This window comes from Bradyrhizobium liaoningense (genome assembly GCF_018130825.1).
Lineage (GTDB): Bacteria > Pseudomonadota > Alphaproteobacteria > Rhizobiales > Xanthobacteraceae > Bradyrhizobium > Bradyrhizobium liaoningense_B.
Genome location: NZ_JAFCJS010000007.1, coordinates 137,395 through 160,342, shown reverse-complemented (window position 1 = coordinate 160,342; position 22,948 = coordinate 137,395). Strand labels below are relative to the sequence as shown.

22 protein-coding genes are annotated in these 22,948 nt (G+C 64.0%); 9 read left to right on the top strand and 13 right to left on the bottom strand.

Annotated features, from left to right (window positions below):
- Nucleotides 1-43: 43 nt before the first annotated feature.
- From ytfQ to JQ603_RS28230, 6 genes are all read right to left on the bottom strand, one after another.
- On the bottom strand, nucleotides 44-1,009 hold the full coding sequence (ytfQ, locus tag JQ603_RS28255) for a galactofuranose ABC transporter, galactofuranose-binding protein YtfQ (RefSeq protein ID WP_212344117.1): 966 nt from the start codon (nucleotides 1,007-1,009) through the stop codon (nucleotides 44-46).
- 433 nt (nucleotides 1,010-1,442) lie between these two features.
- A complete protein-coding gene (locus JQ603_RS28250) occupies nucleotides 1,443-2,615 on the bottom strand; it encodes a fumarylacetoacetate hydrolase family protein (protein WP_212344115.1) in 1,173 nt (390 codons plus the stop codon).
- Nucleotides 2,616-2,748: 133 nt separating this feature from the next.
- Complete coding sequence (locus JQ603_RS28245) at nucleotides 2,749-3,726, bottom strand: HEAT repeat domain-containing protein (RefSeq protein ID WP_212344113.1); 978 nt, start codon at nucleotides 3,724-3,726, stop codon at nucleotides 2,749-2,751.
- Between the two features lie 2 nt (nucleotides 3,727-3,728).
- Nucleotides 3,729-3,962 carry a 4Fe-4S dicluster domain-containing protein gene (locus JQ603_RS28240; RefSeq protein ID WP_007593252.1) on the bottom strand — a complete coding sequence of 78 codons (234 nt, stop codon included), beginning with the start codon at nucleotides 3,960-3,962 and terminating at the stop codon, nucleotides 3,729-3,731.
- Nucleotides 3,963-3,993: 31 nt separating this feature from the next.
- Nucleotides 3,994-5,736 carry a fumarate reductase/succinate dehydrogenase flavoprotein subunit gene (locus JQ603_RS28235; RefSeq protein ID WP_212344111.1) on the bottom strand — a complete coding sequence of 581 codons (1,743 nt, stop codon included), beginning with the start codon at nucleotides 5,734-5,736 and terminating at the stop codon, nucleotides 3,994-3,996.
- A 102-nt stretch (nucleotides 5,737-5,838) separates the two neighbouring features.
- The gene (locus tag JQ603_RS28230) at nucleotides 5,839-6,612 is read right to left on the bottom strand and encodes a ferredoxin--NADP reductase (protein ID WP_212344109.1); all 774 of its coding nucleotides are present in this window, start codon (nucleotides 6,610-6,612) and stop codon (nucleotides 5,839-5,841) included.
- A gap of 194 nt (nucleotides 6,613-6,806) precedes the next feature.
- Between JQ603_RS28230 and JQ603_RS28225 the strand changes: the two genes are divergently transcribed.
- From JQ603_RS28225 to JQ603_RS28205, 5 genes are all read left to right on the top strand, one after another.
- Complete coding sequence (locus JQ603_RS28225) at nucleotides 6,807-7,112, top strand: gamma-butyrobetaine hydroxylase-like domain-containing protein (RefSeq protein ID WP_212344107.1); 306 nt, start codon at nucleotides 6,807-6,809, stop codon at nucleotides 7,110-7,112.
- A gap of 225 nt (nucleotides 7,113-7,337) precedes the next feature.
- A complete protein-coding gene (locus tag JQ603_RS28220) occupies nucleotides 7,338-8,111 on the top strand; it encodes a Crp/Fnr family transcriptional regulator (protein ID WP_212344105.1) in 774 nt (257 codons plus the stop codon).
- A 181-nt stretch (nucleotides 8,112-8,292) separates the two neighbouring features.
- Nucleotides 8,293-9,714 carry an ABC transporter substrate-binding protein gene (locus JQ603_RS28215; RefSeq protein WP_212344103.1) on the top strand — a complete coding sequence of 474 codons (1,422 nt, stop codon included), beginning with the start codon at nucleotides 8,293-8,295 and terminating at the stop codon, nucleotides 9,712-9,714.
- On the top strand, nucleotides 9,711-10,613 hold the full coding sequence (locus tag JQ603_RS28210) for an ABC transporter permease (protein ID WP_212344101.1): 903 nt from the start codon (nucleotides 9,711-9,713) through the stop codon (nucleotides 10,611-10,613). Before JQ603_RS28215 ends, JQ603_RS28210 begins: the two co-directional genes overlap by 4 nt.
- Complete coding sequence (locus JQ603_RS28205) at nucleotides 10,610-11,482, top strand: ABC transporter ATP-binding protein (RefSeq protein ID WP_212344099.1); 873 nt, start codon at nucleotides 10,610-10,612, stop codon at nucleotides 11,480-11,482. The genes JQ603_RS28210 and JQ603_RS28205 overlap by 4 nt, the downstream gene beginning before the upstream one ends.
- Before the next feature lie 141 nt (nucleotides 11,483-11,623).
- On the opposite strand, the gene JQ603_RS28200 is transcribed toward JQ603_RS28205, so the two are convergent.
- From JQ603_RS28200 to JQ603_RS28170, 7 genes are all read right to left on the bottom strand, one after another.
- Entirely contained in the window at nucleotides 11,624-12,682 is a 1,059-nt protein-coding gene (locus tag JQ603_RS28200; RefSeq protein WP_212344097.1) for a YeiH family protein, read from the bottom strand.
- Between the two features lie 111 nt (nucleotides 12,683-12,793).
- On the bottom strand, nucleotides 12,794-13,012 hold the full coding sequence (locus JQ603_RS28195; protein ID WP_018647704.1) for a hypothetical protein: 219 nt from the start codon (nucleotides 13,010-13,012) through the stop codon (nucleotides 12,794-12,796).
- A gap of 164 nt (nucleotides 13,013-13,176) precedes the next feature.
- Nucleotides 13,177-13,890 (bottom strand): ABC transporter ATP-binding protein, encoded by a 714-nt coding sequence (locus JQ603_RS28190; protein WP_212344095.1) that lies wholly within the window; start codon nucleotides 13,888-13,890, stop codon nucleotides 13,177-13,179.
- Nucleotides 13,887-14,642: an ABC transporter ATP-binding protein gene (locus tag JQ603_RS28185; protein WP_212344093.1), complete on the bottom strand. Its 756-nt coding sequence runs from the start codon at nucleotides 14,640-14,642 to the stop codon at nucleotides 13,887-13,889. Before JQ603_RS28185 ends, JQ603_RS28190 begins: the two co-directional genes overlap by 4 nt.
- A gap of 2 nt (nucleotides 14,643-14,644) precedes the next feature.
- Nucleotides 14,645-15,664: a branched-chain amino acid ABC transporter permease gene (locus JQ603_RS28180; RefSeq protein WP_212344092.1), complete on the bottom strand. Its 1,020-nt coding sequence runs from the start codon at nucleotides 15,662-15,664 to the stop codon at nucleotides 14,645-14,647.
- Nucleotides 15,661-16,563: a branched-chain amino acid ABC transporter permease gene (locus JQ603_RS28175; RefSeq protein ID WP_211401104.1), complete on the bottom strand. Its 903-nt coding sequence runs from the start codon at nucleotides 16,561-16,563 to the stop codon at nucleotides 15,661-15,663. Before JQ603_RS28175 ends, JQ603_RS28180 begins: the two co-directional genes overlap by 4 nt.
- Before the next feature lie 83 nt (nucleotides 16,564-16,646).
- The gene (locus JQ603_RS28170; protein WP_212344087.1) at nucleotides 16,647-17,906 is read right to left on the bottom strand and encodes an ABC transporter substrate-binding protein; all 1,260 of its coding nucleotides are present in this window, start codon (nucleotides 17,904-17,906) and stop codon (nucleotides 16,647-16,649) included.
- Between the two features lie 173 nt (nucleotides 17,907-18,079).
- Here JQ603_RS28170 and JQ603_RS28165 point away from each other — a divergent pair, with 173 nt between their 5' ends.
- The 4 genes from JQ603_RS28165 (at nucleotide 18,080) to JQ603_RS28150 (ending at nucleotide 22,945) form a co-directional block, all read left to right on the top strand.
- Nucleotides 18,080-19,573, top strand: coding sequence for an AMP-binding protein (locus tag JQ603_RS28165; RefSeq protein WP_212344085.1), 1,494 nt, complete (start codon nucleotides 18,080-18,082; stop codon nucleotides 19,571-19,573).
- Nucleotides 19,570-20,211, top strand: coding sequence for a TetR/AcrR family transcriptional regulator (locus tag JQ603_RS28160; RefSeq protein ID WP_212344083.1), 642 nt, complete (start codon nucleotides 19,570-19,572; stop codon nucleotides 20,209-20,211). The genes JQ603_RS28165 and JQ603_RS28160 overlap by 4 nt, the downstream gene beginning before the upstream one ends.
- Nucleotides 20,208-22,118 carry a flavin-containing monooxygenase gene (locus JQ603_RS28155; protein WP_212344081.1) on the top strand — a complete coding sequence of 637 codons (1,911 nt, stop codon included), beginning with the start codon at nucleotides 20,208-20,210 and terminating at the stop codon, nucleotides 22,116-22,118. Before JQ603_RS28160 ends, JQ603_RS28155 begins: the two co-directional genes overlap by 4 nt.
- A 191-nt stretch (nucleotides 22,119-22,309) precedes the next feature.
- Nucleotides 22,310-22,945: a 2-hydroxychromene-2-carboxylate isomerase gene (locus tag JQ603_RS28150; protein WP_212344079.1), complete on the top strand. Its 636-nt coding sequence runs from the start codon at nucleotides 22,310-22,312 to the stop codon at nucleotides 22,943-22,945.
- The last annotated feature ends 3 nt before the right edge of the window (nucleotides 22,946-22,948 follow it).

Here is a 22,948-nt window from a genome sequence, read left to right as displayed (position 1 = left end):
AAGGGGGTGCCGGACCGCAAGATGCGGTCCGGCGAAGCCCGCCTCAGTAACCGAGGCCCTTCTTGCTGTCGTAGATCTTCTGCGGATCGTCGGCGGCCGTATAGAGCTTGGACTCGGTCTGGATCCATTTCGGCGGCACCGTGCCCTTGTCCTTGAAGGCCGCGATGGCGTCGAGCGCGGGGCCGGCCATGTTCGGCGTCAGCTCGACGGTGGCGTTGGCTTCGCCGGCGGCCATCGCCTTGAAGATGTCGGGCACCGCGTCGATGGAGACGGTGAGGATCTCCTTGCCGGGCTTGAGGCCGGCTTCCTTCATCGCCTGGATCGCGCCGACCATCATGTCGTCGTTGTGGGCATAGACCGCGCAGATGTTCTTGCCGCCGCCTTCGGCCTTGATGAAGCTCTCCATGACTTCCTTGCCCTTGGCGCGGGTGAAGTCGCCGGTCTGGCTGCGCACCACCTTCAGGTTCGGATGCTTGGCGACGGCGGTGTCAAAGCCCTTCTTGCGGTTGGCGGCGACGCTGGCGCCGACCGTGCCCTGCAATTCGACAATGTTGCACGCCTTGTTGCCGACCGTCTTCGCCAGCCAGTCGCCGGCGACCTCGCCTTCGTGCACGCTGTCGGAGGTGACGGCGGTGAGATAGAGCTCCTTGCCGGAGGGATCGATGTCGCGGTCGAGCAGCACGACGGGGATCTTGGCCTCCTTGGCTTCCTTCAGCACCGAATCCCAGCCGGTCGAGACGACGGGGGCGAGGAAGATCGCGTCGACGTTCTGCGCGATGAAGGAGCGGATCGCCTTGATCTGGTTCTCCTGCTTCTGCTGCGCGTCGGCGATCTTGAGATTGACCTGGCGCTTACTGGCCTCCTGCTTGGAGACCGACGTCTCGGCCGCGCGCCAGCCGGATTCCGATCCGATCTGCGAGAAGCCGATGGTGAGCTGGCCGGCACTCGCCGGCAGCGCGAGCAACAAGGCGGCCATGGCGCTGGCCGCAAAGAGGGCTTTAGGGGTCATCAGGCGTGTCTCCCAAGATGTTATCCGGGGCGCCGATTGGTAGCATGGCACCCACAGGCCGGCCTTTGGGGCGGCGGAAGGCACTATTTCACGGAAGATGGGTTCCGACTAGTCATATTATTTGACTATTTGTCGGAAAACGCGCGGGAGCGGCGGCGGCGGTTTGAAGACACGCCAAGCGCGATTTTGTTCCCGTGATGCAACGGGAAGATGAAGAAAATTATGGGAGCTGGATCGCCTCGCTACACTTGGTTCCGTCATCCTGAGGTGCGAGTGGCGCGATGCAAAAGCATCGCGCCGGGAGCCTCGAAGGATGAACGGCCGAGATGCAGCCGGGCCGTCGCCCTTCGAGGCTTGCTCTGCAGCGCTGCGCGCAGCAGAGCGCACACCTCAGGGTGACGGGGAGAGATAAGCGCGGGGAGAGGCGAAGAAACTAGATCAGCTTCCGCTGCGCCAGGTTCCTCATCAACGCGCCGATGCCGAACGTCCAGGGTTCGCACTCGTCGCTGGTGCGCATGCGGTTGACGAGCTTGCCGAGCTCGGGCGCTGCGATGGTGACGATGTCGTCGCGCTTGTGTGTAAAACCCTGCCCCGGCGCATCGCGATCCTTGACGGGTGCGAACATCGTGCCGAGGAACAGCACGAAGCCATCGGGGTATTGATGGATCTTGCCGATGGTCTGCGCGACGAGATCGGTCGGATCGCGGCTGATCTTGCTGATCGAGGAATGGCCATCGAGGACGAAGCCGTCCGTGCCCGTCACGTTCAGGCTGATGTCGAGCTTGCGTGCGTCGTCGAGCGTAAAAGTGTCGTCGAACAGCCGCAGCAGCGGGCCGATGGAGCAGGACGCGTTGTTGTCCTTGGCCTTCGACAGCAGCAGCGCCGAACGGCCCTCAAAGTCCCGCAGGTTCACGTCATTGCCGAGCGCGCCGCCGACGATCTTGCCGCGGCTCGACACGAACAGCACGAGCTCGGGCTCGGGGTTGTTCCAGGTCGATTTCGGATGCAGGCCGGCATCCATGCCGGTGCCGACCGACGACATGGTCGGCGCCTTGGTGAAGACCTCGGCATCAGGACCGATGCCGACCTCGAGATACTGGCTCCAGGCGTTCTGGTCGATCAGCACCTGCTTCAGGTGCATCGCCTGGTCCGAGCCCGGCTTGAGTTTTGACAGATCGTCGCCGATCAGGCGCGTCACCTCTTTACGGATCGCTTCGGCCGAGGCCGGATTGCCCTTGGCGCGCTCCTCGATCACACGTTCCAGCATCGAGATGGCGAAGGTGACACCGGCGGCCTTCAAGGTCTGGAGATCGACCGGCGCGAGCAGCCATGGCTTTTTGGGATCGCGGCTATCGGGCGCGGTGTTGGCAACAATGGCTTCGAGATCGCCGATGCGCTCGCCCTTGACCGCCGCCAGCGCCTTGGCCGGGTTGTCCTCTTCGCAGAGCGCGCTGACGGTCGGGAATTTTGCGGTGACGTCGAAGACGCCGTCGGCGCGCACGGCGACCACAGCCGGGCCGTTCGCCTGCGGCAGCCAGACGCGGCCAACCAGCGTCCCCTTCGTTCCATCTTCGGGGAGAAGGTCTTTAACGGACAATGTCGTCATGGCCGGCGTCCTCGCTGTTTTTCGTACCAGCCGCGTTCGAAAGCGGCCGGTCCCATTGGCGAAGACCAATAAACGTCTGGCGGGGGAAGTCCAGAGCGGCAGGATGCCTCTCTGCTATGCCCTGCCCGCGCCTTTATGCGCCTGCGCGCGCCTTGCGGGCTGCGATCTGCTGCAGCGCCCAGCGCGCGTTCTTGCGGACATCAGGGTCGGCATCGTCGGCGATCACGGCCAGGAACGCCTCGCCGTCGGGATGGGCGATCTCGCCGAGCGCGGCGGCGGCTTCTTTGCGCAAATTGGCCTGGTCGTGATTGATGCACTGGCCGATCGGACGCACTGCGCGCTCGATCTTCATCTTGCCGAGGCTGCGGATCGCCTTCAGCCGCACCTGCCAGAACTCGTCGCCGAGGCACGCGACCAGTTGATCGGCGGCGAGCGAACCGTTGACGTTGAGCCCGAGCGTTTCCGCCGCCATCTCGCGGACCATCCAGTCGGCATCCTTCAGCGCACGCGTGATGGTCTCGGCCGCCGGCTTCATCTGCGAGAACGCCAGCGCGCTTACGGCTGCCCGGCGCACATGGGCGTCGGGATCGTTGATCAGCGCGGTCAGCGCCGGGATGGATTCCTCCAGCTTCAGAAAGCCGATCACGCCGATCGCCTGCACGCGCACGGCGGCATCGGAATCCTGCAGCGCTTCCAGCGCCGGCTTCAGCGTGTCCTTGCAGCGCAATTCCTTCAGCGCCCGCAGCGCGCCCATGCGAACGAAGGCATGGGCATGCTTGACCAGCGGCAGGATGATTGCCGCACAAGCGGGATCCTTGAACGCGGCCATGCTGTCGGCAGCAGCGGCCGCGACGATCCTCTCGGGATCAACCAGCAACTTGACGAGCGCGCTCGCAACCTCCGGGCCATCGAATTCGCCGAGCGCCATCGCGACCTGCTGGCGCACGCCGGCATCGGGATCGGTTACGATATTGGCGAGATGCGCGACCGCCGCGGGATCGCCGGAATGTCCGAGCGCAATGATGGCGACGCGGCGCTCGGCGGGATCGGCGGCCTGAAGCCGCTCGTCGGCGTCTTCAAGATCGTCGTAGGATTCGAACGGGCTCGACATGATCACCTCAACAGATAGGGAATGTTGACGGTGACGGCGCCGGTCGGGCAATCGGCCTCGCAGGGCATGCAGTACCAGCACTCGTCATAGGCCATGTAGGCCTTGTTGGTCATGTCGCTGATGCGCAAGACGTCGAGCGGACAGACGTCGACGCAGACGGTGCAGCCCTTGTCGGCGATGCATTTGGCGTCGTCGACGACCACCGGAACCGATGTCTGATAGGACGCGAGAGGCATTTGCTGTCTCCTGTTGCTGTGTTCTGGTGGATCAGGCGGTCGCGCGGATGCGCTGCTTGTCGTAGAGGTCCTTCTCGTCGTCGGCGATCGGCACGACGTAAGGTTCGACCGCGCGCTTCTCGCTGGTCATCTTGCCGTCGCGCTTGGACAGCAAAGTGTGGCAGAACCAGTTCTCGTTGTCCTTCTCCGGGAAATCCGTGCGCCAGTGATAGAGGCCCCAGCGGCTCTCCTCGCGATAGAGCGAGGCGTGCGCGGCCATGTCGGCGCAGTCCATAATCGACCGCACTTCGAGGGCGCGCAGCAATTCGTGCGCGTTGCGCGCGATCATGCGCTCCTGCATGTCCTCCCTCGCCTCGGCGAGGCGGCGCATGCCGAGCTCGTATTTGCGTGTGACCTTCGGCGGCTGGAGGTAGTCGTTGACCAGGCGGCGCGTCTTGTACTCGATCTGGTTCGGCGGGATGCCGTCCTCGCGTTTGGTCGGCGCCATGACGCGGTCGCGCTCCTTGGCGACATCGGCGGCGTCGAATTCCGCAAAGTCGTGGCTGTCGGCGAATTCCATCGCGTCGATGCCGGCAACCGAACCGTTGGTGAAGGCGCCGAGCATGTAATTATGCGGCACGCTCGCCATGTCGCCGGCGGCATAAAGGCCCGGCACGGTGGTGCGGGCATTGTCGTCGACGAACACGCCGGACGCGCTGTGGCCGGAGCAGAAGCCGATCTCGGAGATGTGCATCTCGATCGACTCGCTGCGGTAGTCGACGCCGCGTCCCTGCTGGAACAGGCCCCGCGTCGGACGCTCGACCTTGTGCAGCGTCGATTCGATCTCGGAGATGGTGTCGGGGTGCAGATGCTTGAGCTGCAGGAACACCGGGCCCTTGCCTGACAGCAGTTCGTTGTAGAACTCCAGCATCATCTGGCCGGACCAGTAATCGCATTCGATGAAGCGCGAGCCCTCGTTGTTCGCCGTATATGCACCGAAGGGACCCGCAACATAGGCGCAAGCCGGGCCGTTATAGTCCTTGATCAGCGGGTTGATCTGGAAGCATTCGAGGTTCGCGAGCGCGGCACCGGCGTGATAGGCCATGGCGTAGCCGTCGCCGGAATTGGCGGCGTTCTCATAAGTGCCGAACATGTAGCCGGAGGTCGGCAAACCGAGCCGGCCGGCGGCACCCATGCAGAGGATCACGGCCTTGGCCTTGATCACCAGCATCTCGGCGGTGCGGGTGTTGACGGAGATCGCGCCGGCGATGCGGCCGTCGCTCGATTTCAGCAGCCGAGTCGCCATGTAGCGGTTGGAGATCAGGATGCGGGCGCGGCGGAGCTGGCGATAGAGCGCCTTCTTCACGGTCTCACCATTCGGCATCGGCAGCACATAGGTGCCGATGTGGTGCACCTTCTTGACGGCGTAGTCGCCGTTCTCGTTCTTCAGGAAGCGGATGCCGAAGCTGTCGAGTTCTTCGATGATCTTGTAGCAGTTCTGCGCGTATTTATAGACCGCCTTCTGATCGACGATACCGTCATTGGCGATGGTGATTTCCTTGGTGTACTGCTCCGGCGTCGCGTAGCCGGGGATGACGGCGTTGTTGAGCCCGTCCATGCCCATCGAGATCGCGCCGGAGCGCTTGACATTGGCTTTTTCGAGCAGGACTACATTGGCCTTCGGGTTCTTCAGCTTCGCCTTCAGCGCCGCCATCGGGCCGGCCGTGCCGCCGCCGATCACCAGCACATCGCAGGAAACCTCCGAAAGTCCGTCGACGATCTGATCTAGTGCCATCACTTGCTCCTGGTTCGCCGATCCCCGGCGCCTTTGCATCAGATTTGTTCAGTCGGCGTCCCGGCGATAGCAATTAGTTGTCGCCGGGATGCGATTTGCGCCTCAGCGCTCGACGAAGGCCTTTTCGATCACGAAATGGCCGGGCTGGCTGTGATTGCCCTCGACGAAGCCGCGCGCGGCGAACATCGCGTGCAGCTCCTCCAGCATTCCCGGGCTGCCGCAGAGCATGATGCGGTCGGTCTCGATATCGAGGCCGGATTGGCCGATATCGTCGAACAGCTGGCCCGTGGCGATCAGGTCGGTGATGCGGCCGCGATTGCGGAACGGCTCGCGGGTGACGGTCGGGTAGTAGACGAGCTTGTCGCGGATCAAGGGGCCGAAGAAGTCGTGATTGCGCAGGCCCTCGACGACATGTTCGCCATAGGCGAGCTCGGAGACCTGGCGGCAGCCATGGGCGAGCACGATGGTCTCGTAGTTCTCGTAGACGTCGGGGTCCTTGATCAGGCTGGCGAAGGGCGCGAGGCCCGTTCCGGTCGAGAGCAGCAGCAGGCGTTTTCCGGGAATGAGGTTGCCGGTGATCAGCGTTCCCGTGGCCTTGCGGCCGACCAGGATGATGTCGCCTTCCCGGATCTTCTGCAGGCGCGAGGTCAGCGGGCCGTCCTGCACCTTGATCGAGAAGAATTCGAGCGCCTCCTCGTGATTGGCGCTGGCCATGCTGTAGGCCCGCATCAACGGCTTGCCTTCGACCTCGAGCCCGATCATGGCGAACTGGCCGTTCTGGAAGCGGAAGCCTGGATCGCGCGTCGCGGTGAAGCTGAACAGGGACTCGGTCCAGTGGCGAACCGACAAAACCCTTTCCTTCTGAAATGCGCTCATGGTCTCTCCTTCTCGATGACGCCAAGGTCTCGGAGAGAAGAGAGTCCGGCAATTCGGAAGTGTCATTCCCGGTCGATTAGTTTCACATTTCGCAGCCGGTGATCGAAGAGCAGGCACCCCATCACGCTCGCGCCGGCAATTAGTTGCTATTCGCGCGAAGCCGCTCGGGCGTAGAGAGAAGCCGGAGGTTCGTCATGACCATGACCGCATTGGTGGCACCGACCGTGGCCGACTACGAAGCCAGCGCCGATCTCGCCTCGCTCCTCGTCCGCACCACGCAGGACGATGCGCTGAGCGTCCCTGCCGAAACACTCCGCCTCTCCTGCAAATGCGCCCACTGCACCCGCGCCCGTTTCGACGGCCGCTTCCCGGAAGCATTTCCCGGCATCGCGATCACCGAGATCGGCGATCTCGGCTACGGGCTGAACATCTCGTTTTCGGACGGCCATAACAGGGGAATTTATCCGAAGACGTATCTGCTGAGCCTGGCTGGGCGCTGACCAGTATTCGGTGTCATGCCCCGGCTTGACCGGGGCATCCAGTACGCCGCGGCCTTTCCGTAACCCATTGCTGTCTCTGGAATACTGGATCGCCCGGTCAAGCCGGGCGATGACAGCGGAGTGAATGGCGCGGGGCTGCCACATGCTCGCTTCCGTGCGAGGCCCACCCCATCTGGCACGGACATTGCTCCTCTTTAGAACGATTTGAACGTTCCGGAGGCAGTGATGTTGCAGGCGGCCAATGCGGTTCGCGGGGCTGCTCCCCCGGCAGTCCGGCCTGCCGGAAGTTCCTCGCTGCTGCTCACCGAGAACCAGCAATGGATCGGCGGTCCACCACCGTTGATGGACAAGCTCTCGCCGCGCGAGCGGGAGTTGGTGCTGAAGCAGGGCCGGCGAAAGGTGCTCAATCGCGGCCAGACGCTGTTCAGCCAGGGCGGCAAGCATGACGGCATCTGGCTGATCGAGAGCGGCCGCATCCGCGTGTTCTACACGTCGCCGCTCGGGCGCGAGATCACGCTCGCCTATTGGCATGTCGGCAATTTCGTCGGCGGACCGGAAGTGTTCGAAGGCACCGTGCATCAATGGTCCGGCGTCGCATCCAGCAATTGCAGCGTCGTGCACCTGCCCGGAAAGGAGCTGCGGTCCCTTGCCGCAGAGATCCCCAACCTCGCCATCGGCCTCATCGAAGGCCTGACTTTCAAGGGCAAATGCTATTCGGCCCTGGCCCAGATGCTGGGAACGCGCTCGATCACGCAGCGCCTTGCGCATCTGTTGCTGCATCTCATCGAGCTCTACGGCGTCGAGGACGCCGACGGCACCGTGATCGCGGCGGCCTTCACCCATGCCGACATCGCCCACATGGTCGGCGCCACCAGGCAATGGGTCACGATCAGCCTGAAGCGGATGCAGGAGAAGGGAATCGTGGTGACCAAGCGGTCGCAGATCGTGGTGTGCCGGACCGACGTGCTGGAGGAGATGCGCGGCCAGGCCTCGGACTAACGGGGCTCACGACCACGGCCGATGCACAGGCAAGCGGCTTTATAGTGCAGGATTGCCCAAGGAGTATGCAATCAGCTTTTCCCGGCAACTAATCGACTGCGGCGGCCACTCCGGATTTGCCCTGCCGGTGCCCTCACCCAATCATGGCAACCACAGCACATCCAACCGAATGAGGATGAGAATGGTCCGCCATCTTCCCACGCTCTCGATCGCGATGTCGGTGACGTCGCTGGCGCTACTCGTCACGCAGCCGGCTTCGGCGGAGACCGTCACGCTCGGCATTGGTACGCAGGACACCACGACCAACACGGTGACCGCGGGCGTCGTCATCCGCCAGTTGCATCTGCTCGAAAAATATCTGCCGAAGGACGGCAAGTACGCCAACATCAAGTTCGAGCTGGAGTGGCAGAATTTCACCTCCGGTCCGCCTGTCACCAACGCGATGATGGCGAACAAGCTGCAGATCGGCATGATGGGCGACTATCCGCTGATCGTGAACGGCTTCACCTTCGAGAGCAATCCGGAGAGCAAGAGCCGCCTGATCGGCGTCGCCGCCTACAGCCTGTCCGGCTCGGGCAACGGCCTCGTCGTCCACAAGGACTCGCCCTATTACGACCTCGCCGATCTCAAGGGCAAACTCGTCAGCGTGCCCTTCGGCTCCGCTGCGCACGGCATGGTGCTGAAGGCCATGCAGGACCGCGGCTACGCGTCCGATTTCTTCCAGCTGGTCAGCCAGAGCCCGGAGGTCGGTTCGACCAACCTGCAGGAGAAGAAGATCGACGCGCATGCCGACTTCGTCCCCTTCGCCGAGCTGCTGCCGTTCCGCGGCTTTGCGCGCAAGATCTTTGACGGCGTCGAGACGAACCTGCCGACCTTCCACGGCATCGTCGTCCGCACCGACTTCGCCGAGAAATATCCGGAGGTCGTCGTTGCCTACTTCAAGGCGGTCATCGCTGCCAACCAGTGGCTGCGCGACGATCCGAAGCTGGCCGCGGAAAAGATCCAGGAATGGACCGGCATCAGCAAGGAAGTCGTCTACATCTTCTTAGGCCCCAGCGGCAACATGACCACCGATCCCACGATCAAGCCGGCTCTGATCGATGCAGCTGCGACCGACGTCAAGGTGCTGCAGAATCTCGGTCGCATGAAGGAGTTCGATCCGAAGAAGTGGGTCGACGACAGCTACATCCGCAAGGCCTATGCCGAGATGAAGCTCGACTACGACACGCAGCTTGCGAGCACCAAGAACTACGAAATCACGGGTGAAGACGCTTTCTGCAAGAAGCCGATCGCCGACCCTCGCAAGGCCGGCGAGGTCTGGGTCGATGAGGCCGGCATCATGCCCTTCTCGTCAGCCAGCTGCACGCTCGGTGCCTATGCCGACTTCAAGGCCAAGGGCAAGAAGATCAACGTCGCCTATGTCTTCGACACCACGCGCGGCATCAAGCTGTTCGCCGACCAGGCCTTCTTCGCGGTCGGCAATGGCGATGTCGCGCCGTTCCTGCTGAAGAAGGACGCCGAAGCCTATGCAGCCAAGATCGGCGGCAAGGTGCTCGGCTTCGATGACGCCGTGAAGGCGGCCGTCGGTGGAGGCAAGACGTGAGCAGTCCCGCGCTGGTCAGACATCCCGAGGACAACATGCCGGCAATTGCAGAGGCGGGCCCTGTGCCCGCCGTCACGCCGCCCGCAACGCCCCCTTCCTTCGGCACGCTTGCGCTGCGCTGGTACCGGCTCAACCAGGGCCGGCTGCGTGCGACCGCGATCGGCATCGCCTCCCTGATCGCGTTCCTGCTGGTCTGGCACCTGCTCACGACCTATCGCGTCGTGTTCTTCGTGCGCTTCACCAACGTGCCCTCGCCGCTCGCGGTCTATGCGAGCTTCACCAAGGCGATGCACGATCCAAAATTCCTGATGCATATCCTCTTGAGCTGCCGGCGCATCTTCATCGGCTTCTCGCTGGCGGCCATCGTCGGCGTGCCGCTCGGCCTGATCATGGGCCGCTTCAAGCTGGTGCATGAGATCATCTTCCCGGTCGCGGAAGTGCTGCGGCCGATCCCGGCGATCGCCTGGGTGCCGATGGCGATCATGCTGTGGCCGACGAACGAGCAGAGCATCGTCTTCATCACCTTCCTCGGCTCGTTCTTCCCGATCCTGGTCAACACGCTGCACGGCATGTCGCTGGTCGATCCCGTGCTGGTGCGCGCCGCGCAATGTCTCGGCGCACGCGAGCGCTCGATCTTCCGCGAGGTGTATTTCCCGGCCTCGCTGCCGCACATCTTCACCGGCCTCACCGTCGGCATGGGCGTCGCCTGGGTGTCGCTGATCGCCGCCGAGATGATCTCAGGCCAGTACGGCATCGGCTACTTCACCTGGGAAGCCTATTCGCTGGTCCAGTATGCCGACATCGCGCTCGGCATGATCGCGATCGGCGTGCTCGGATTGGGATCGAGCCTGCTCATCCGCGGCGCCGGACAATTGGTGATGCCGTGGAGGTCGACATGAGCGAGATACTTGCGAACACGTCGAAGGGCCATATCGAGGTCAAGAACTTCTCGCTCGCCTACGAAACGATCGAGGGACCGGTTCAGGCCGTCACCGACACGCAGATCCATGTGAAGCCGGGCGAGTTCGTCTCGATCGTCGGCCCCTCCGGTTGCGGAAAATCGACGCTGCTCAATGCGGTCGCCGGCTTCCTCAAACCCACCACGGGGATCGTCACCGTCGACGGCGAAAGGGTCAACGGCCCCAGCGCCGAGCGCGGCATGGTGTTCCAGCAATATTCGCTGTTTCCCTGGAAGACGGTGCGGGAGAATGTCGAGTTCGGCTTGAAGATGCGCGGCATGCCGCGCTCGCAGCGCGAGCGCGCCGCGCGCACGCTGCTGGGCCTCGCTGGCCTCGAGGCGTTCGAGAAGCACTATCCGGAAAAACTCTCCGGCGGCATGAAACAGCGCGTCGGCATCGTCCGTGCGCTCGCGACGGGCCCGAAGGTGCTGCTGCTGGACGAGCCGTTCGGCGCGCTTGATGCGCAGACGCGCGTCATCATGCAGCAGATCCTCACCAACATGTGGCAGCGGCTGAAGATCTCGGTGCTGTTCGTCACCCACGACATCGACGAGGCGATCTTCCTCTCCGACCGCGTCTATTGCATGACCGCACGGCCCGGCTCGATCAAGGCGGAGATCCCGATCCCGCTGGAGCGACCGCGGCAGCAATCGATGATGATGTCGTCGGAGTTTTTGGCGCTGCGCCGCGGGCTGATGTCGCTGATCCGCGAGGAAAGCCTCAAGGCGATGGGCGGCGAGATCAACGACATGGGCATGCAGGGGCTGAACATCGAGCTGCACGGACATTCGCTGGCGGATGTGATCTGATTTACCCGACCCGCTAACTGCGATGACGGTCTCGTAGGGTGGGCAAAGCGAAGCGTGCCCACCATCCTCACCTCGAATGCGGATGCATGGTGGGCACGGCGCTTTCGCGCCTTTGCCCACCCTACGGCAGTTTTGCCCTGATCATTTGAACCAATGCACCAGCGCGATGCTGATCCCGAGCAGCAGCATCAGCGACAGCGTCACGGCGGCCGTCACGCGGCCGCCGACATTGGCGAGCACGCGCACATCGACGCCGAGCCCCAGCGCCGCCATCGAGACCACCGTGAGAAAGCTGGTGATCTTCGTCACGGGGCCAACCACCGTGGCCGGCACGATCTCTAGGGAACGCAGCGTCGCGAGCGCGAGGAAGCCGAGGATGAACCAGGGGACCAGGCGGAAGAAGCCGACACTGGTCTTCTTGGCGTCGGCCTGCCAGCGCGAGGCGACCAGCGAGAGGCCGACGACGACGGGCCCGAGCATCAAGACGCGCATCAGCTTCACCAGCGTGCCGATCTGGGTCGAGACGAGGCCGGCCGGCACCGTCGCCGCAAGCACCTGTGGCACCGCGTAAACGGTGAGGCCGGCGAGGATGCCGTATTGCGTGGCGGACAGCTGCAGCAGCGGGATCAGCAGCGGCAGGCCCAGCACCATCATCACGCCGAGGATGGCGGTGAAGGAGATCGAAGATGCGATCTCGTCGTTGTTGGCGCCGATGATGGGCGCCACCGCGGCGATCGCGGAGTTGCCGCAGATCGAGTTGCCGCAGGCGATCAGGATCGAGAGGCGCGTCGACAGGCCGAGCAGCCGGCTGAGGCCGAAGGAGACGCAGAGCGCGACCACGACGACCGCGGCGATCGACGCGAGCAGCGCGATGCCCGAAGCCGCGATCGCGGCGAAGCTGATGGAGGCCCCGAGCAGCATCACCGCGACTTCGAGCAGCTGCTTGGCGCTGAAGGCGATGCCGGCCTGCCAGCGCGGGGCCGGCTTCCAGAAGCTGCGGAGCGCCATGCCGAGCAGGATCGCCATCACCAGCGCCTCGACATAGGGGTGCTCGAACACGCCCAGTTCCGCCCGCTCCAGCAGGGCCGAGACGCCGGCGACGAGAATGCAGAGGAGGATGCCCGGAATCAACGCCGCAATGCGGCTGACGGCGGTGGCCGGCTTGGACTCGGCCGGGCTGGATGCTTGATTCTGCGACACAAATTTCTCCCGGAGGAGAAGGATTTATACGCAGCGCGACCCGATTGGGAAATATGTTTTCGACATATCAGGGCCGAGAGAAGTTCTATCCTCGGCCCGGAATAATCGGGATCAGAAGATCAGGCTTTTCGCCAGCGAGGCGACGCGGCTGAAGCCGTCATAGATGCCGGGCTCGAAGAAGGCCGCACGCGCCAGCACGATGCCGGCGACCAGCGACCAGAACAGCGTGGTGCCGGCCCGCAGCAGGAGCTTCGAGGCGCGCGATTTCGGCTGGGCGTCCGTTGCGGACACCAGCTGCTCGCCGAAGGGCTCAAATGCGGTGCGTTCCATAGCTGCCGATCCATCGATTTCTGGCAGAAATGTCGTCGTTTCGGCCCAAAACAGCAATGGAAGCGATTGGCGTTTTTACCCTCCGGAGGGGAAACTCCTTCCTCGCGGCAGCACCACGGCAATAGTTTTCTTCTTCAGGCCTATTTGGACACCGGCGGCGCGGGCTACAGGGCCAGATAACGCCGCCGGATGGCGTCATTGGCCTTCAGCTCGTCGATCCCGGCCGCATAGACGATCTGGCCCTTGTCGATGACGGTGGCGTGGCTGGCGAGGCCCAGACAGAAATGCATGTTCTGCTCGGCGATCAGCACGGTCGAGCCGAGCTGGCGGAGCTGCCGCAACAGCTCGCCGATCCGCTGCACGATGATCGGCGCGAGGCCCTCGCTCGGCTCGTCCAGCAGGAGCAGCGCCGGATTGCCCATCAGCGTGCGCGCAATCGCCAGCATCTGCTGCTCGCCGCCGGACAGGCGCCCGGCGATGCGATGGCGCAGCGGCTCCAAGAGCGGGAAGACCTCATAGATGCGCTTGATCGGCCATTCGTCCTGGCCCTCCGGCCCCTTCTTGCGGCCGATGACGAGATTGTCCTCGACGGTGTGCTCCGGAAAGATCTGGCGATCCTCCGGCACGAAGCCGAGGCCGGCGCGCGCGATTGTATGCGGCCTGCGGCCCGAGATCACAGCGCCGCGCAGGCTGACCGTGCCGCGCCACGGTGGCGCAAGGCCCATGATCGCCTTCATTGTGGTCGACTTGCCGGCGCCGTTGCGGCCGAGCAGCGCCATGGTCTCGCCCTGCCGCACCGAGAGGCCGACGCCGAACAGGATCTGGCTGGTGCCGTAATAGACGTCGAGATCGGCGACTTCGATGACAGCGGCGCTCATGCGGCAGCCCCCGCATGCTCGGTGCCGAGATAGGCGTCGATCACGGCGCTATTGTTGCGGATCTCGTCGGGCGTGCCGGTCGCGAGGATGCGGCCGTAGCAGAGCACGACGATCTTCGGCGCGATCTTGAACACGATGTCCATGTCGTGCTCGATGAAGACGACGGTGATCTTCTGGCTCTCCCAGAGCTCGCGCACCTTGTCGATCATGCGCCAGCGTTCCTCCGGGCCCATGCCGGCGGTCGGCTCGTCCAGCAGCAGCACTTTTGGTTCGAGCACCAGTGCGAGCGCAATGTCGAGCAGTTTCTGGTCGCCATGCGAGAGCGTCGCCGCGGTACGGTTGCGTTTGCCGGCGAGACCCAGGAGCTCCATCACATGCTCGGCGCGGTCGCGCGTCTCGGGCAAGGGAAAGCGCTTGTGCAGCAGGGCGGAGGTGCGCTGGTCGGCGCTGACGGCGGCCAGCATGGTCTCCTGCACCGTCAGCGACTTGAAGATGCTGGCGACCTGGAAGGCGCGGCCGATGCCATGACGCACGATCTCCGGCGGCGAGCGGCCGGCGAGATCGACGCCGTCGAGCAGCACTTGGCCGGAATCCGGCTTCAACGCGCCGGTGATCAGGTTGAAGAAAGTGCTCTTGCCCGCGCCGTTCGGGCCGATCACCGCGGTGAGCGAGCCGTCGGGGAAATCCAGCGAGACGTCGTTGGTCGCCTTCACGCCGCCGAAGGATTTTGCGAGGTTGCGGATCTCGAGCATGGCTAGCGTCCCTCGCCTGGGTCGCGGCGCTGCGCGAACCAGTCGGCAACGAAATCCAGGAGGCCCTTGCGCAGGCCCAGCGCGAAAAACAGGATCACAACGCCGAGCACGATGCCGTGGTACTCGGTGAACCGAGTCACGGTGTCGTTGAGCAGCAGCAAGAGCACGGTGCCGACCATCGGGCCGAGGAAGGTCGAGACGCCGCCGAGCATGTTGATGAAGATGGCTTCGCCTGAGATCGTCCAATAGGCGAACTCGGGATAAGCGCCGGAGACGAACAGCGCCATCACCATGCCGCCCATGGACGCGAACAGCGCCGCCAGCACGAACACCGTCAGCTTCGCCCGCCAGACGTCGATGCCGAGGAAGCTCGCACGCGCGGCGTTGTCGCGGATCATGCGCAAGGTGTAGCCGAACGGCGATTGCGCGATCTGGCGCATCGCCAGCAGGCCGAGGATGAGCAGCGCACAGCTCGCGATATAGAGATGGATGTGGTTGGCCAGGTTGATGCCGAGGAAGGCAGGCCTGGGAATGCCGCCGCGCAGGCCCTGGTCGCCGCCGGTGAAGGAGGCCCAGGACAAGATGGTCGAGTGGATCAGCATCTGGAAGGCGAGCGTAACGAAGGCGAAATAGATCTCCTTCAGCCGCACGCAGATCGCGCCGATGACGCCCGCGACCACCGCCGTGATCGCCAGCGTCGCAACGAAGGCCACGGGAATCGACACCCCGAGCTTCTGCATGATCAGGCCAAAACTGTAGGCGCCGAGGCCGAAGAACATGCCGTGGCCGAACGAGGTCAGGCCGGTGTAGCCGACCAAGAGATTGAGCGAGGTCGCGAACAATCCGTAGGCCGAGCAGCGGATGACGAAATCGAGCAGCGCCTTGCTGCCCGTGAACAGCGGCAGGCTCGCCAGCACGGCGAAGGCGATCAGCGCGATCAGGACGTCGCGATAGCGGCGAAGCGCTGCCCCACTCTGCACCGGCGCTAGCGCCTGCGTGCGCCCGGCCTCGAGCTCGGTCATGCCGCCTCCTTGCCGAACAGGCCGGTGGGTTTGGAGACCAGCACGATCACCATGAACAGGTACATCAGGCCTTCCGTGAACAGGGGAAAGCCGAGCGAGCCGAACGAGCGGATGAGGCCGAGCAGCAGCGCACCGATCAGCGCGCCCAGGATCGAGCCCATGCCGCCGATCACGGTGACGATGAAGGACTCGATCAGCACGGAGAATCCCATGCCGGGGGTCAACGACCGCACCGGCGCGGCGAGTGCACCGGCGAGCCCCGCCAGCATGCCGCCGAGCGCAAACACGCCGCCATAGATCAGGCCTGTGTTGATGCCCAGCGCCGAGACCATGCCGGGATTATGCGCGGCGGCGCGGATCACCTTGCCGATGCGGCTGCGCGACAATCCGATACCGAGCACGATGGCCGCGACCAGCGCGACGCCGATCAGCAGCAGATAATAAGGCGGCACCACGCCGCCGGCGATGAACAGCGGCATCACCTGGAACGCCGCCGGCATGCCCATCGCCTTGAACTCCGGCCCCCAGATGATGCGCACGACATCGTCGAAGATCAGCACGAAGGCATAGCAGACGAGCAGCTGCATCAGGACGTCGGCGCCGTAGACGCGGCTCATGAAGACGCGCTCGAAGATCAGGCCGAGGATCGCGGTGCCGGCCGCGCCGGCCAGCATCGCCAGCGCGAAGCTTCCCGTGAGCTGATAGGCCGTCATCGCAAAGTAGGCGCCGAACATGTAGAAGGCGCCGTGGCTGAAATTGACCACCTTCAGCACGCCGAAGATCAGCGTCAGCCCGACTGCGACCAGGAACAGCAGCATGCCGATGATGAGGCCGCTGGTGGTTTGCGTCACCAGGCAGGCGGAGCTGGAGAGACAGCCGGCGAGCGCGTCGAGATCCACGGGAGCACTTTCATTGCAGCGCGCCTGATGTGGCGCGGAAAACAAAAGGCGGAGACGGTCGCCCGCCTCCGCCGCACATCAGATCAGGTGTAGCCCTTGCTCTTCTTCCACTCGGCCTCGAGTTCGAAGATGGTCTTCCAGTCGCCGGCCTTGACCTCGGGCACATAGGGCTCTTGCGGGATCGTGGTGCCCCAGCCGATGGCGTAGCCGACCAGCGTGTGGTCGTCGCCGCGCATGGTCACGGTGCCGTCGGCACCGAACGGGCACTTGATGGTGAGGCCCTTCAGCGCCTCCGCGATCTTCTTGCCGTCGGCCGAGTTCGCCTTCTTCGCGGCTTCCGCCATCAGCATGATGGCAGTGGCGTTCTCCCACGACCAGTTGGTCGGATATTCGTTGTACTTGGCCTTGTAAGCGTCGCCCCAGGCGGCGTTTTCCGGCGTGGTGGGGAATGTCTTGATGTAGCGGTTGCCGGAGTGGATGCCCTTGGGCAGGTTCTTCACCACGGTGAGCGCGGTGTAGTCGGCCATGTTGACAGCGAACACCTCCATCTGGCCGAACATCGCGTAGATGTTGGCCTGGTCGATGTAGGAGGTGAGATCGCCGCCCCACAGGCAGGAATAGAGCGCCTGCGGCTTGGCCTGCAGGATCTTGGTGACCACTTCGGTATAGTCGGGCTGAAACAGCTTCGGCCAGGACTCGCTGATGATCTCGACCTCGGGCGCGAAGCGCTTGAGGTACAGCGTGAACTCCGCCGTGGTGTCGCGGCCATAGGCATAGTCGGGCGAGCAGGTCGCCCATTTCTTCAAGCCCTTCGCCTTGGCGATCGCCGCGGCATAGCTGCCGCCGACGATGGAGTCGTGCACGCCCTGCCGCGCGGTGCGGAACGCATTGGGAATGTGCTGCTTGGGATCCGCAGTCAGCGACGAGGTCTCGGAATTGGTGTGGATGCAGAACACGCCGAGATCGCGCGCGACCTCGTGCACCGCGAAGGCGCCGGACGAGGCCTCGGCGTCGATCATCAGCTCGCAGCCGTCGGTGTTGACGAGTTCGCGCGCGACGCGGGCGGCTTCCTGCGGCTGGCCTTTGGAGTCGCGGATCACCATCTCGATCTGCCGGCCGGCAAGACCGCCGGCGGCGTTGATCTTCTCGACCTCGAGCATCACCGCATTGCGCGAGGACGTGCCGAGCTGCGCGACACGCCCCGACAGGATCGTCGGCATGCCGATCTTGATGGTCTTGGCCTGGGCGCGCGCCACCCAGGGCGCGGCAAAACTCATCGCACCGGCGCCCATCAGCGCCAGTGTTGAACGGCGGCTGATGCCCGGCGTGCGGGTTCTCGTCATTTTCCCCTCCCTCTTTCGGGTCGGCGTTTTCCTGGTCCCTTGCCGGAGATCATCTCGTCTCCGTGTTCCCAAGGATTTCAGAGGCAGGGGGTGACGTCAAGCCAAAGATGAACTATGAGTCAGAATTCAGAGGAGAGGAAACGAGGCCGGCAATCGGCCCGAAGCCAGCGAAAATGATCAATCTGTCGAGCTTCATCGCCTTTCATGCCCGGCGCACGCCGGAGCGGCCCGCGCTGAAATACCGCGGCGAGGAGATTTCCTACGCCGGTTTCGACGCGCGCATCCGGAAAGCGGCCGGCTGGCTCGCCGCGCAGGGCATCGGCGCCGGCGATGTCGTGGCCGTGCTGATGAAGAACAGCGCGGCGTTCCTGGAGCTCGTCTTCGCGACCAGCCATCTCGGCGCGGTGTTCCTGCCGATCAATTTTCGTCTTTCGCGCGATGAGGTCGGCTACATCGTCGGCAATGCCGGCGCACGGCTGCTCATCGTCGATGAGGAATTGGCGGCGAATGCCGCGGGCGCGAGGATCGTCGTGCTTGATGAGACCGCGCACCAGAGCATCGCGCATTTGGCGGGCGACGCGCCGCCCGCCTCCATGCACGTTCGTCAGCCATTCGACCTGATGCGGCTGATGTACACGTCGGGCACGACCGACCGCCCCAAGGGCGTGATGCTCTCGTACGATAATTTCTACTGGAAGTCGGCCGACCAGACCATCGCGCTCGGCCTCACTGCCGAGACGCGACTTCTCGTGGTCGGCCCGCTCTACCACGTCGGCGCGCTCGACCTGCCCGGCATCGCCGTGCTCTGGCATGGCGGCTTCATCCGCATCGAACGCAGTTTCGAGGCTGAGACGGCGCTTGCCGCGATCGCGGAGGACAAGCTCAACGCCGCCTGGTTCGCGCCTGTGATGACCACGGCGATGCTCACCTGCCCCACCCGCGATCGCTACGACGTCTCCAGCCTGACATGGGCGATCGGCGGCGGCGAGAAGACGCCGGAGCTGCGCATCCGCGCGTTCTCGGAACTCTTCCGCAACGCGCGCTACATCGATGCCTATGGCCTCACCGAGACCGTCGGCGGGGACACTTTCATGGAGGCGGGGCGCGAGATCGAGAAGATCGGCTCCACGGGCCGCGCCATTTCCCATGTCGAGATCGAGATCCGCGACGAGGACGGCAGGACGCTGCCGCCGAACGTCGACGGCGAGATCTGCCTGCGCGGCCCGAAGATCACGCGCGGCTACTGGAAGGATCCCGAGAAGACGGCGTCCGCGTTTTTCGGCGACTGGTTCCGCAGCGGCGATGTCGGCTATCTCGACGACGAGGGCTTTCTGTACCTGACCGACCGCAAGAAGGACATGATCATCTCCGGCGGCGAGAACATCGCCTCCTCCGAGGTCGAGCGCGTCATCTACGATCTGCCTGAGGTGCGCGAGGTCGCAGTGATTGGGCTGCGCGATGCGCGCTGGGGCGAGCGTCCCGTCGCCATCGTCGTGCTCGCCGAAGGCGCCAGCCTCGAGCTCCCTGCCCTCATCGAGCACTGCCGCGCGCGGCTCGCGAGCTTCAAGGTGCCGAAGCAGCTTATCATCCGCGACAGCCTGCCGCGCAATCCAAGCGGAAAAATCCTCAAGCGCGTGCTGCGCGCCGAGCTGGAGACGTCTGAATGACGCAAGCGAATGCCAAGGTGACAAAGCTCAACCGCGTCGAGCGCAATGCCTGGACCAAGCAGAAGATCTTCGACGCCGCGACGAAAGTCGTCGGCAAGTATGGCTATGCCGAAGCCTCCGTCGCCCGCATCACCGAACAGGCAGGCGTCGCGCAAGGCACCTTCTACAATCATTTCGAGAACCGGCAGGAGCTGCTCGACCAGCTGCTGCCGAAGATCGGCCTCGACATGGTCGAGTTCATCCGCGCCCGCACCGGCAATGCGCACGCGGCGCGGCAGGAGATCGAGCGCTTCTCCGCCTTCTTCGACTTCATCCGCGAGGTCCCGGAATTCCTGCGCATTCTCAACGAGGCCGAGTTCTTCGCGCCGATTGGCTACCAGAAGCATCTCGACAACATCTCGGTCGCCTATGTCCGGATCCTGCGCCGCGCCCGCCTTGCCGGCGCGATCGAGGATTACAGCGACGAGGAGTTCGAGGCGATCGTCCACATGCTGATGGGCGCCCGCGGCTATCTCAGCCGCCGCTATTCCTATTCGGAAAGTGGCGTCACCGCCGTGCCCGATCACGTCATCTCCGCCTATCGCAAGCTGATGACGCGCGGCCTTTTCACTGCCTCCGGAGATCAGGACACGCCATGAACATCGAATCTCCGCACAAGCCGCTCGACCTCGCCTCTGCGATCGCCGAGGGCGATATCCGTTGCCTGCTGATGGTGCTGGTTCACATGACCGGTGACGAGAAATGGCTTGAGCCCCCATACCTGCCCAAGCGCGACATCCGCCTCATTCCCGATCCCGATGCCGGCGTGCCCCGGGAGGTCCAGGACGAAATTCGCGCCGCCGTGGTCAGGCTGTTTGCCGACGGCACGCCAAAGCCCGTCATCACCGACCCCGGCGAGGGCTTGCTGCTGAGGATGATGCGCGCCTGCCTCGGCGAGAACGTCGCGCCGGAATACGCGCCCCTGATGCGCGAAGAGATGGGTTTTGTGCCGCGCGAAGCGCGTTGGACCAAGCAGCCGTCGAACGAGAAGCTCGCCGACCAGCATGTGCTGATCGTCGGCGCCGGCGTCTGCGCCATCGCGCTTGGCGTCGGGCTCGGGCATCTCGGCATCCCCTACACTATCGTCGAGAAGAACGCCGAGCTCGGCGGCACCTGGTGGATCAACCGCTATCCCGGCTGCGGCGTCGATACGCCGAACCACTCCTATTCATATTCGTTCGGCTCGCGCAATGCGTGGACGCGCTACTTCTGCCAGCGCGAGGAGCTGCTCGGCTATCTGCTGAAGGTCGCCGAGGAATACGGCATCCGCAAGCACCTGCGCGTCAACACCGAGCTGACATCGTCGCGCTGGGACGAAGACAGGAAGCGGTGGATTTCGACGCTGAAGACCAGGGACGGCGAAGAGATTTTCGAATCCACCGCGCTGGTCTCGGCCATTGGCCAGCTCAACGATCCCTCACGGGCACACTTCAAGGGCGAAGATAACTTCAAGGGAACGATCCTGCATTCGGCGCTATGGTCGGGCGATATCGAGCTCGAAGGCAAGCACATCGCCGTGATCGGTACCGGCGCGACCGCGATGCAGTTGGTGCCGTCGATCGCCGGCCGCGTCGCCTCGGTCACGGTCTATCAGCGCAGCGCGCAATGGGCACGCCCGGTGAAAGGCTATTCCGATCCGATCAGCGAGGGCGCGCGCTGGCTGCTCGCGCATCTGCCGTTCTATGTGCAATGGTACCGCTTCAACATGTTCTGGCGCTACGGCGATGGCCTGCTGCCGTTCCTGCGCAAGGATCCGGCTTGGCCGCATCCCGAGCGCGCCGTCAACAAGGGCAATGACAGGCACCGCCAGGAGTTGACTGACTTCATCCTGTCCGAATTGCAGGGCCGCCCGGACCTGATCGCAAAATGCGTGCCGACCTATCCGCCCTATGGCAAGCGCATCCTGCTGGACAACAATTGGTTCAAGACGCTCACGCGGAACAATGTCGAGCTGGTCACCGACGCGATCGACCATTTCGACCAGGGCGGCATCATCACCGCCGACGGCAAGCACCGCCCCGCCGACATCATCGTGGTCGCCACCGGCTTCAAGGTAACGGAGATGGCGGCGCGCCTCAACATCAGCGGCCGCAACGGCAAGGATTTGCACGAAGCCTGGGGCAACGACAATCCGACCGCCTTCCTTGGCCTCACCGTGCCTGATTTCCCCAACTTCTTCTGCATGCTCGGCCCGAATTCAGGCCCGGCCCATGGCGGCAGCGTCATCTTCCAGTCGGAATGCCAGAGCCGCTACATCTCGGCGTGTCTCGCCAGTATGATCGAGCAGAACGTCGCCGCGATCGATGTCCGCCAGGACGTGCTCGACGATTATGTCCGCAAGGTCGATGCCGAGCACGAGGCGATGATCTGGACCCATCCGGGCATGACGACCTACTACCGCAATTCGAGCGGCCGCGTGTTCTCCGCGATGCCGTGGCGCTTCGTCGACTACTGGCGCATGACGCATGATCCGGATCTGCGGCAGTACAGGCTGACGACGGGGTAATTGCTGCCGCCACGGACCAGTTGTAGCGTTGGCGCCGCACTCTCGCCACGTCGTCATTGCGAGCGCAGCGAAGCAATCCAGAATCCTTCCTCGGTGGCACTCTGGATTGCTTCGCTGCGCTCGCAATGACGGAATATGCGGCGGCCCCTCGCCTCCTCGCAGGTAGCGCCGCGCCTATGAAGGAAACGCCAATGCCAAAACCAATCGTCCACGTCTACACCGATTACAAGAGCCCCTACGCGTTCGTGGCCAACAAGCGCCTGTTCGCGCTCGAAGAGACGCACGGCGTCGCGCTGGAATGGCTGCCCTACACGCTACGGATCGCTGAGTTCATGGGCAAGGTCGAGGAGCGGACGCCGCATTTCTGGCGCAAGGTGCGCTACGCCTACATGGACGCACGGCGCTATGCCAATGCGCAAGGGCTCGTCATGAAGGGCCCGCGGCGAATCTACGACGCCTTCTATTCCAGTGTCGGTATGCTGTTCGCCCAGCGGCACGGCTTCTTCCGCACCTACCACGACACGGTGTTCCGTAAATTCTGGAGCCATGAGCTGGAGATCGACGATCTCGCCGCGATCACCGAAGTCATCACCTCGTGCGGAGGCTCGGCCAGCGAGTTCGCAGCCTACGTCAACGGCCCCGCCCGCGCCGAGCACGACCGCGTCATTGACGAGGCCGAGGCACTTGGCGTGTTCGGCGTGCCGACCATGGTGTTCAACGGCGAGTTGTTCTGGGGCGGCGACCGCATCGACATGCTGATCGAGCGCATCAAGAAGCCCGAGACGATCGAGGCGGCGCTCGGTAGCCGCCATCGCAAGCCGGTATAACAA

Excerpts from the sequence above, each read along its gene's own strand:
- ytfQ (WP_212344117.1), bottom strand. The coding sequence starts at position 1,009 with ATGACCCCTAAAGCCCTCTTTGCGGCCAGCGCCATGGCCGCCTTGTTG.
- JQ603_RS28250 (WP_212344115.1), bottom strand. The coding sequence starts at position 2,615 with ATGACGACATTGTCCGTTAAAGACCTTCTCCCCGAAGATGGAACGAAG.
- JQ603_RS28245 (WP_212344113.1), bottom strand. The coding sequence starts at position 3,726 with ATGTCGAGCCCGTTCGAATCCTACGACGATCTTGAAGACGCCGACGAG.
- JQ603_RS28240 (WP_007593252.1), bottom strand. The coding sequence starts at position 3,962 with ATGCCTCTCGCGTCCTATCAGACATCGGTTCCGGTGGTCGTCGACGAC.
- JQ603_RS28235 (WP_212344111.1), bottom strand. The coding sequence starts at position 5,736 with ATGGCACTAGATCAGATCGTCGACGGACTTTCGGAGGTTTCCTGCGAT.
- JQ603_RS28230 (WP_212344109.1), bottom strand. The coding sequence starts at position 6,612 with ATGAGCGCATTTCAGAAGGAAAGGGTTTTGTCGGTTCGCCACTGGACC.
- JQ603_RS28225 (WP_212344107.1), top strand. The coding sequence starts at position 6,807 with ATGACCATGACCGCATTGGTGGCACCGACCGTGGCCGACTACGAAGCC.
- JQ603_RS28220 (WP_212344105.1), top strand. The coding sequence starts at position 7,338 with ATGTTGCAGGCGGCCAATGCGGTTCGCGGGGCTGCTCCCCCGGCAGTC.
- JQ603_RS28215 (WP_212344103.1), top strand. The coding sequence starts at position 8,293 with ATGGTCCGCCATCTTCCCACGCTCTCGATCGCGATGTCGGTGACGTCG.
- JQ603_RS28205 (WP_212344099.1), top strand. The coding sequence starts at position 10,610 with ATGAGCGAGATACTTGCGAACACGTCGAAGGGCCATATCGAGGTCAAG.
- JQ603_RS28195 (WP_018647704.1), bottom strand. The coding sequence starts at position 13,012 with ATGGAACGCACCGCATTTGAGCCCTTCGGCGAGCAGCTGGTGTCCGCA.
- JQ603_RS28190 (WP_212344095.1), bottom strand. The coding sequence starts at position 13,890 with ATGAGCGCCGCTGTCATCGAAGTCGCCGATCTCGACGTCTATTACGGC.
- JQ603_RS28185 (WP_212344093.1), bottom strand. The coding sequence starts at position 14,642 with ATGCTCGAGATCCGCAACCTCGCAAAATCCTTCGGCGGCGTGAAGGCG.
- JQ603_RS28180 (WP_212344092.1), bottom strand. The coding sequence starts at position 15,664 with ATGACCGAGCTCGAGGCCGGGCGCACGCAGGCGCTAGCGCCGGTGCAG.
- JQ603_RS28170 (WP_212344087.1), bottom strand. The coding sequence starts at position 17,906 with ATGACGAGAACCCGCACGCCGGGCATCAGCCGCCGTTCAACACTGGCG.
- JQ603_RS28165 (WP_212344085.1), top strand. The coding sequence starts at position 18,080 with ATGATCAATCTGTCGAGCTTCATCGCCTTTCATGCCCGGCGCACGCCG.
- JQ603_RS28160 (WP_212344083.1), top strand. The coding sequence starts at position 19,570 with ATGACGCAAGCGAATGCCAAGGTGACAAAGCTCAACCGCGTCGAGCGC.
- JQ603_RS28155 (WP_212344081.1), top strand. The coding sequence starts at position 20,208 with ATGAACATCGAATCTCCGCACAAGCCGCTCGACCTCGCCTCTGCGATC.
- JQ603_RS28150 (WP_212344079.1), top strand. The coding sequence starts at position 22,310 with ATGCCAAAACCAATCGTCCACGTCTACACCGATTACAAGAGCCCCTAC.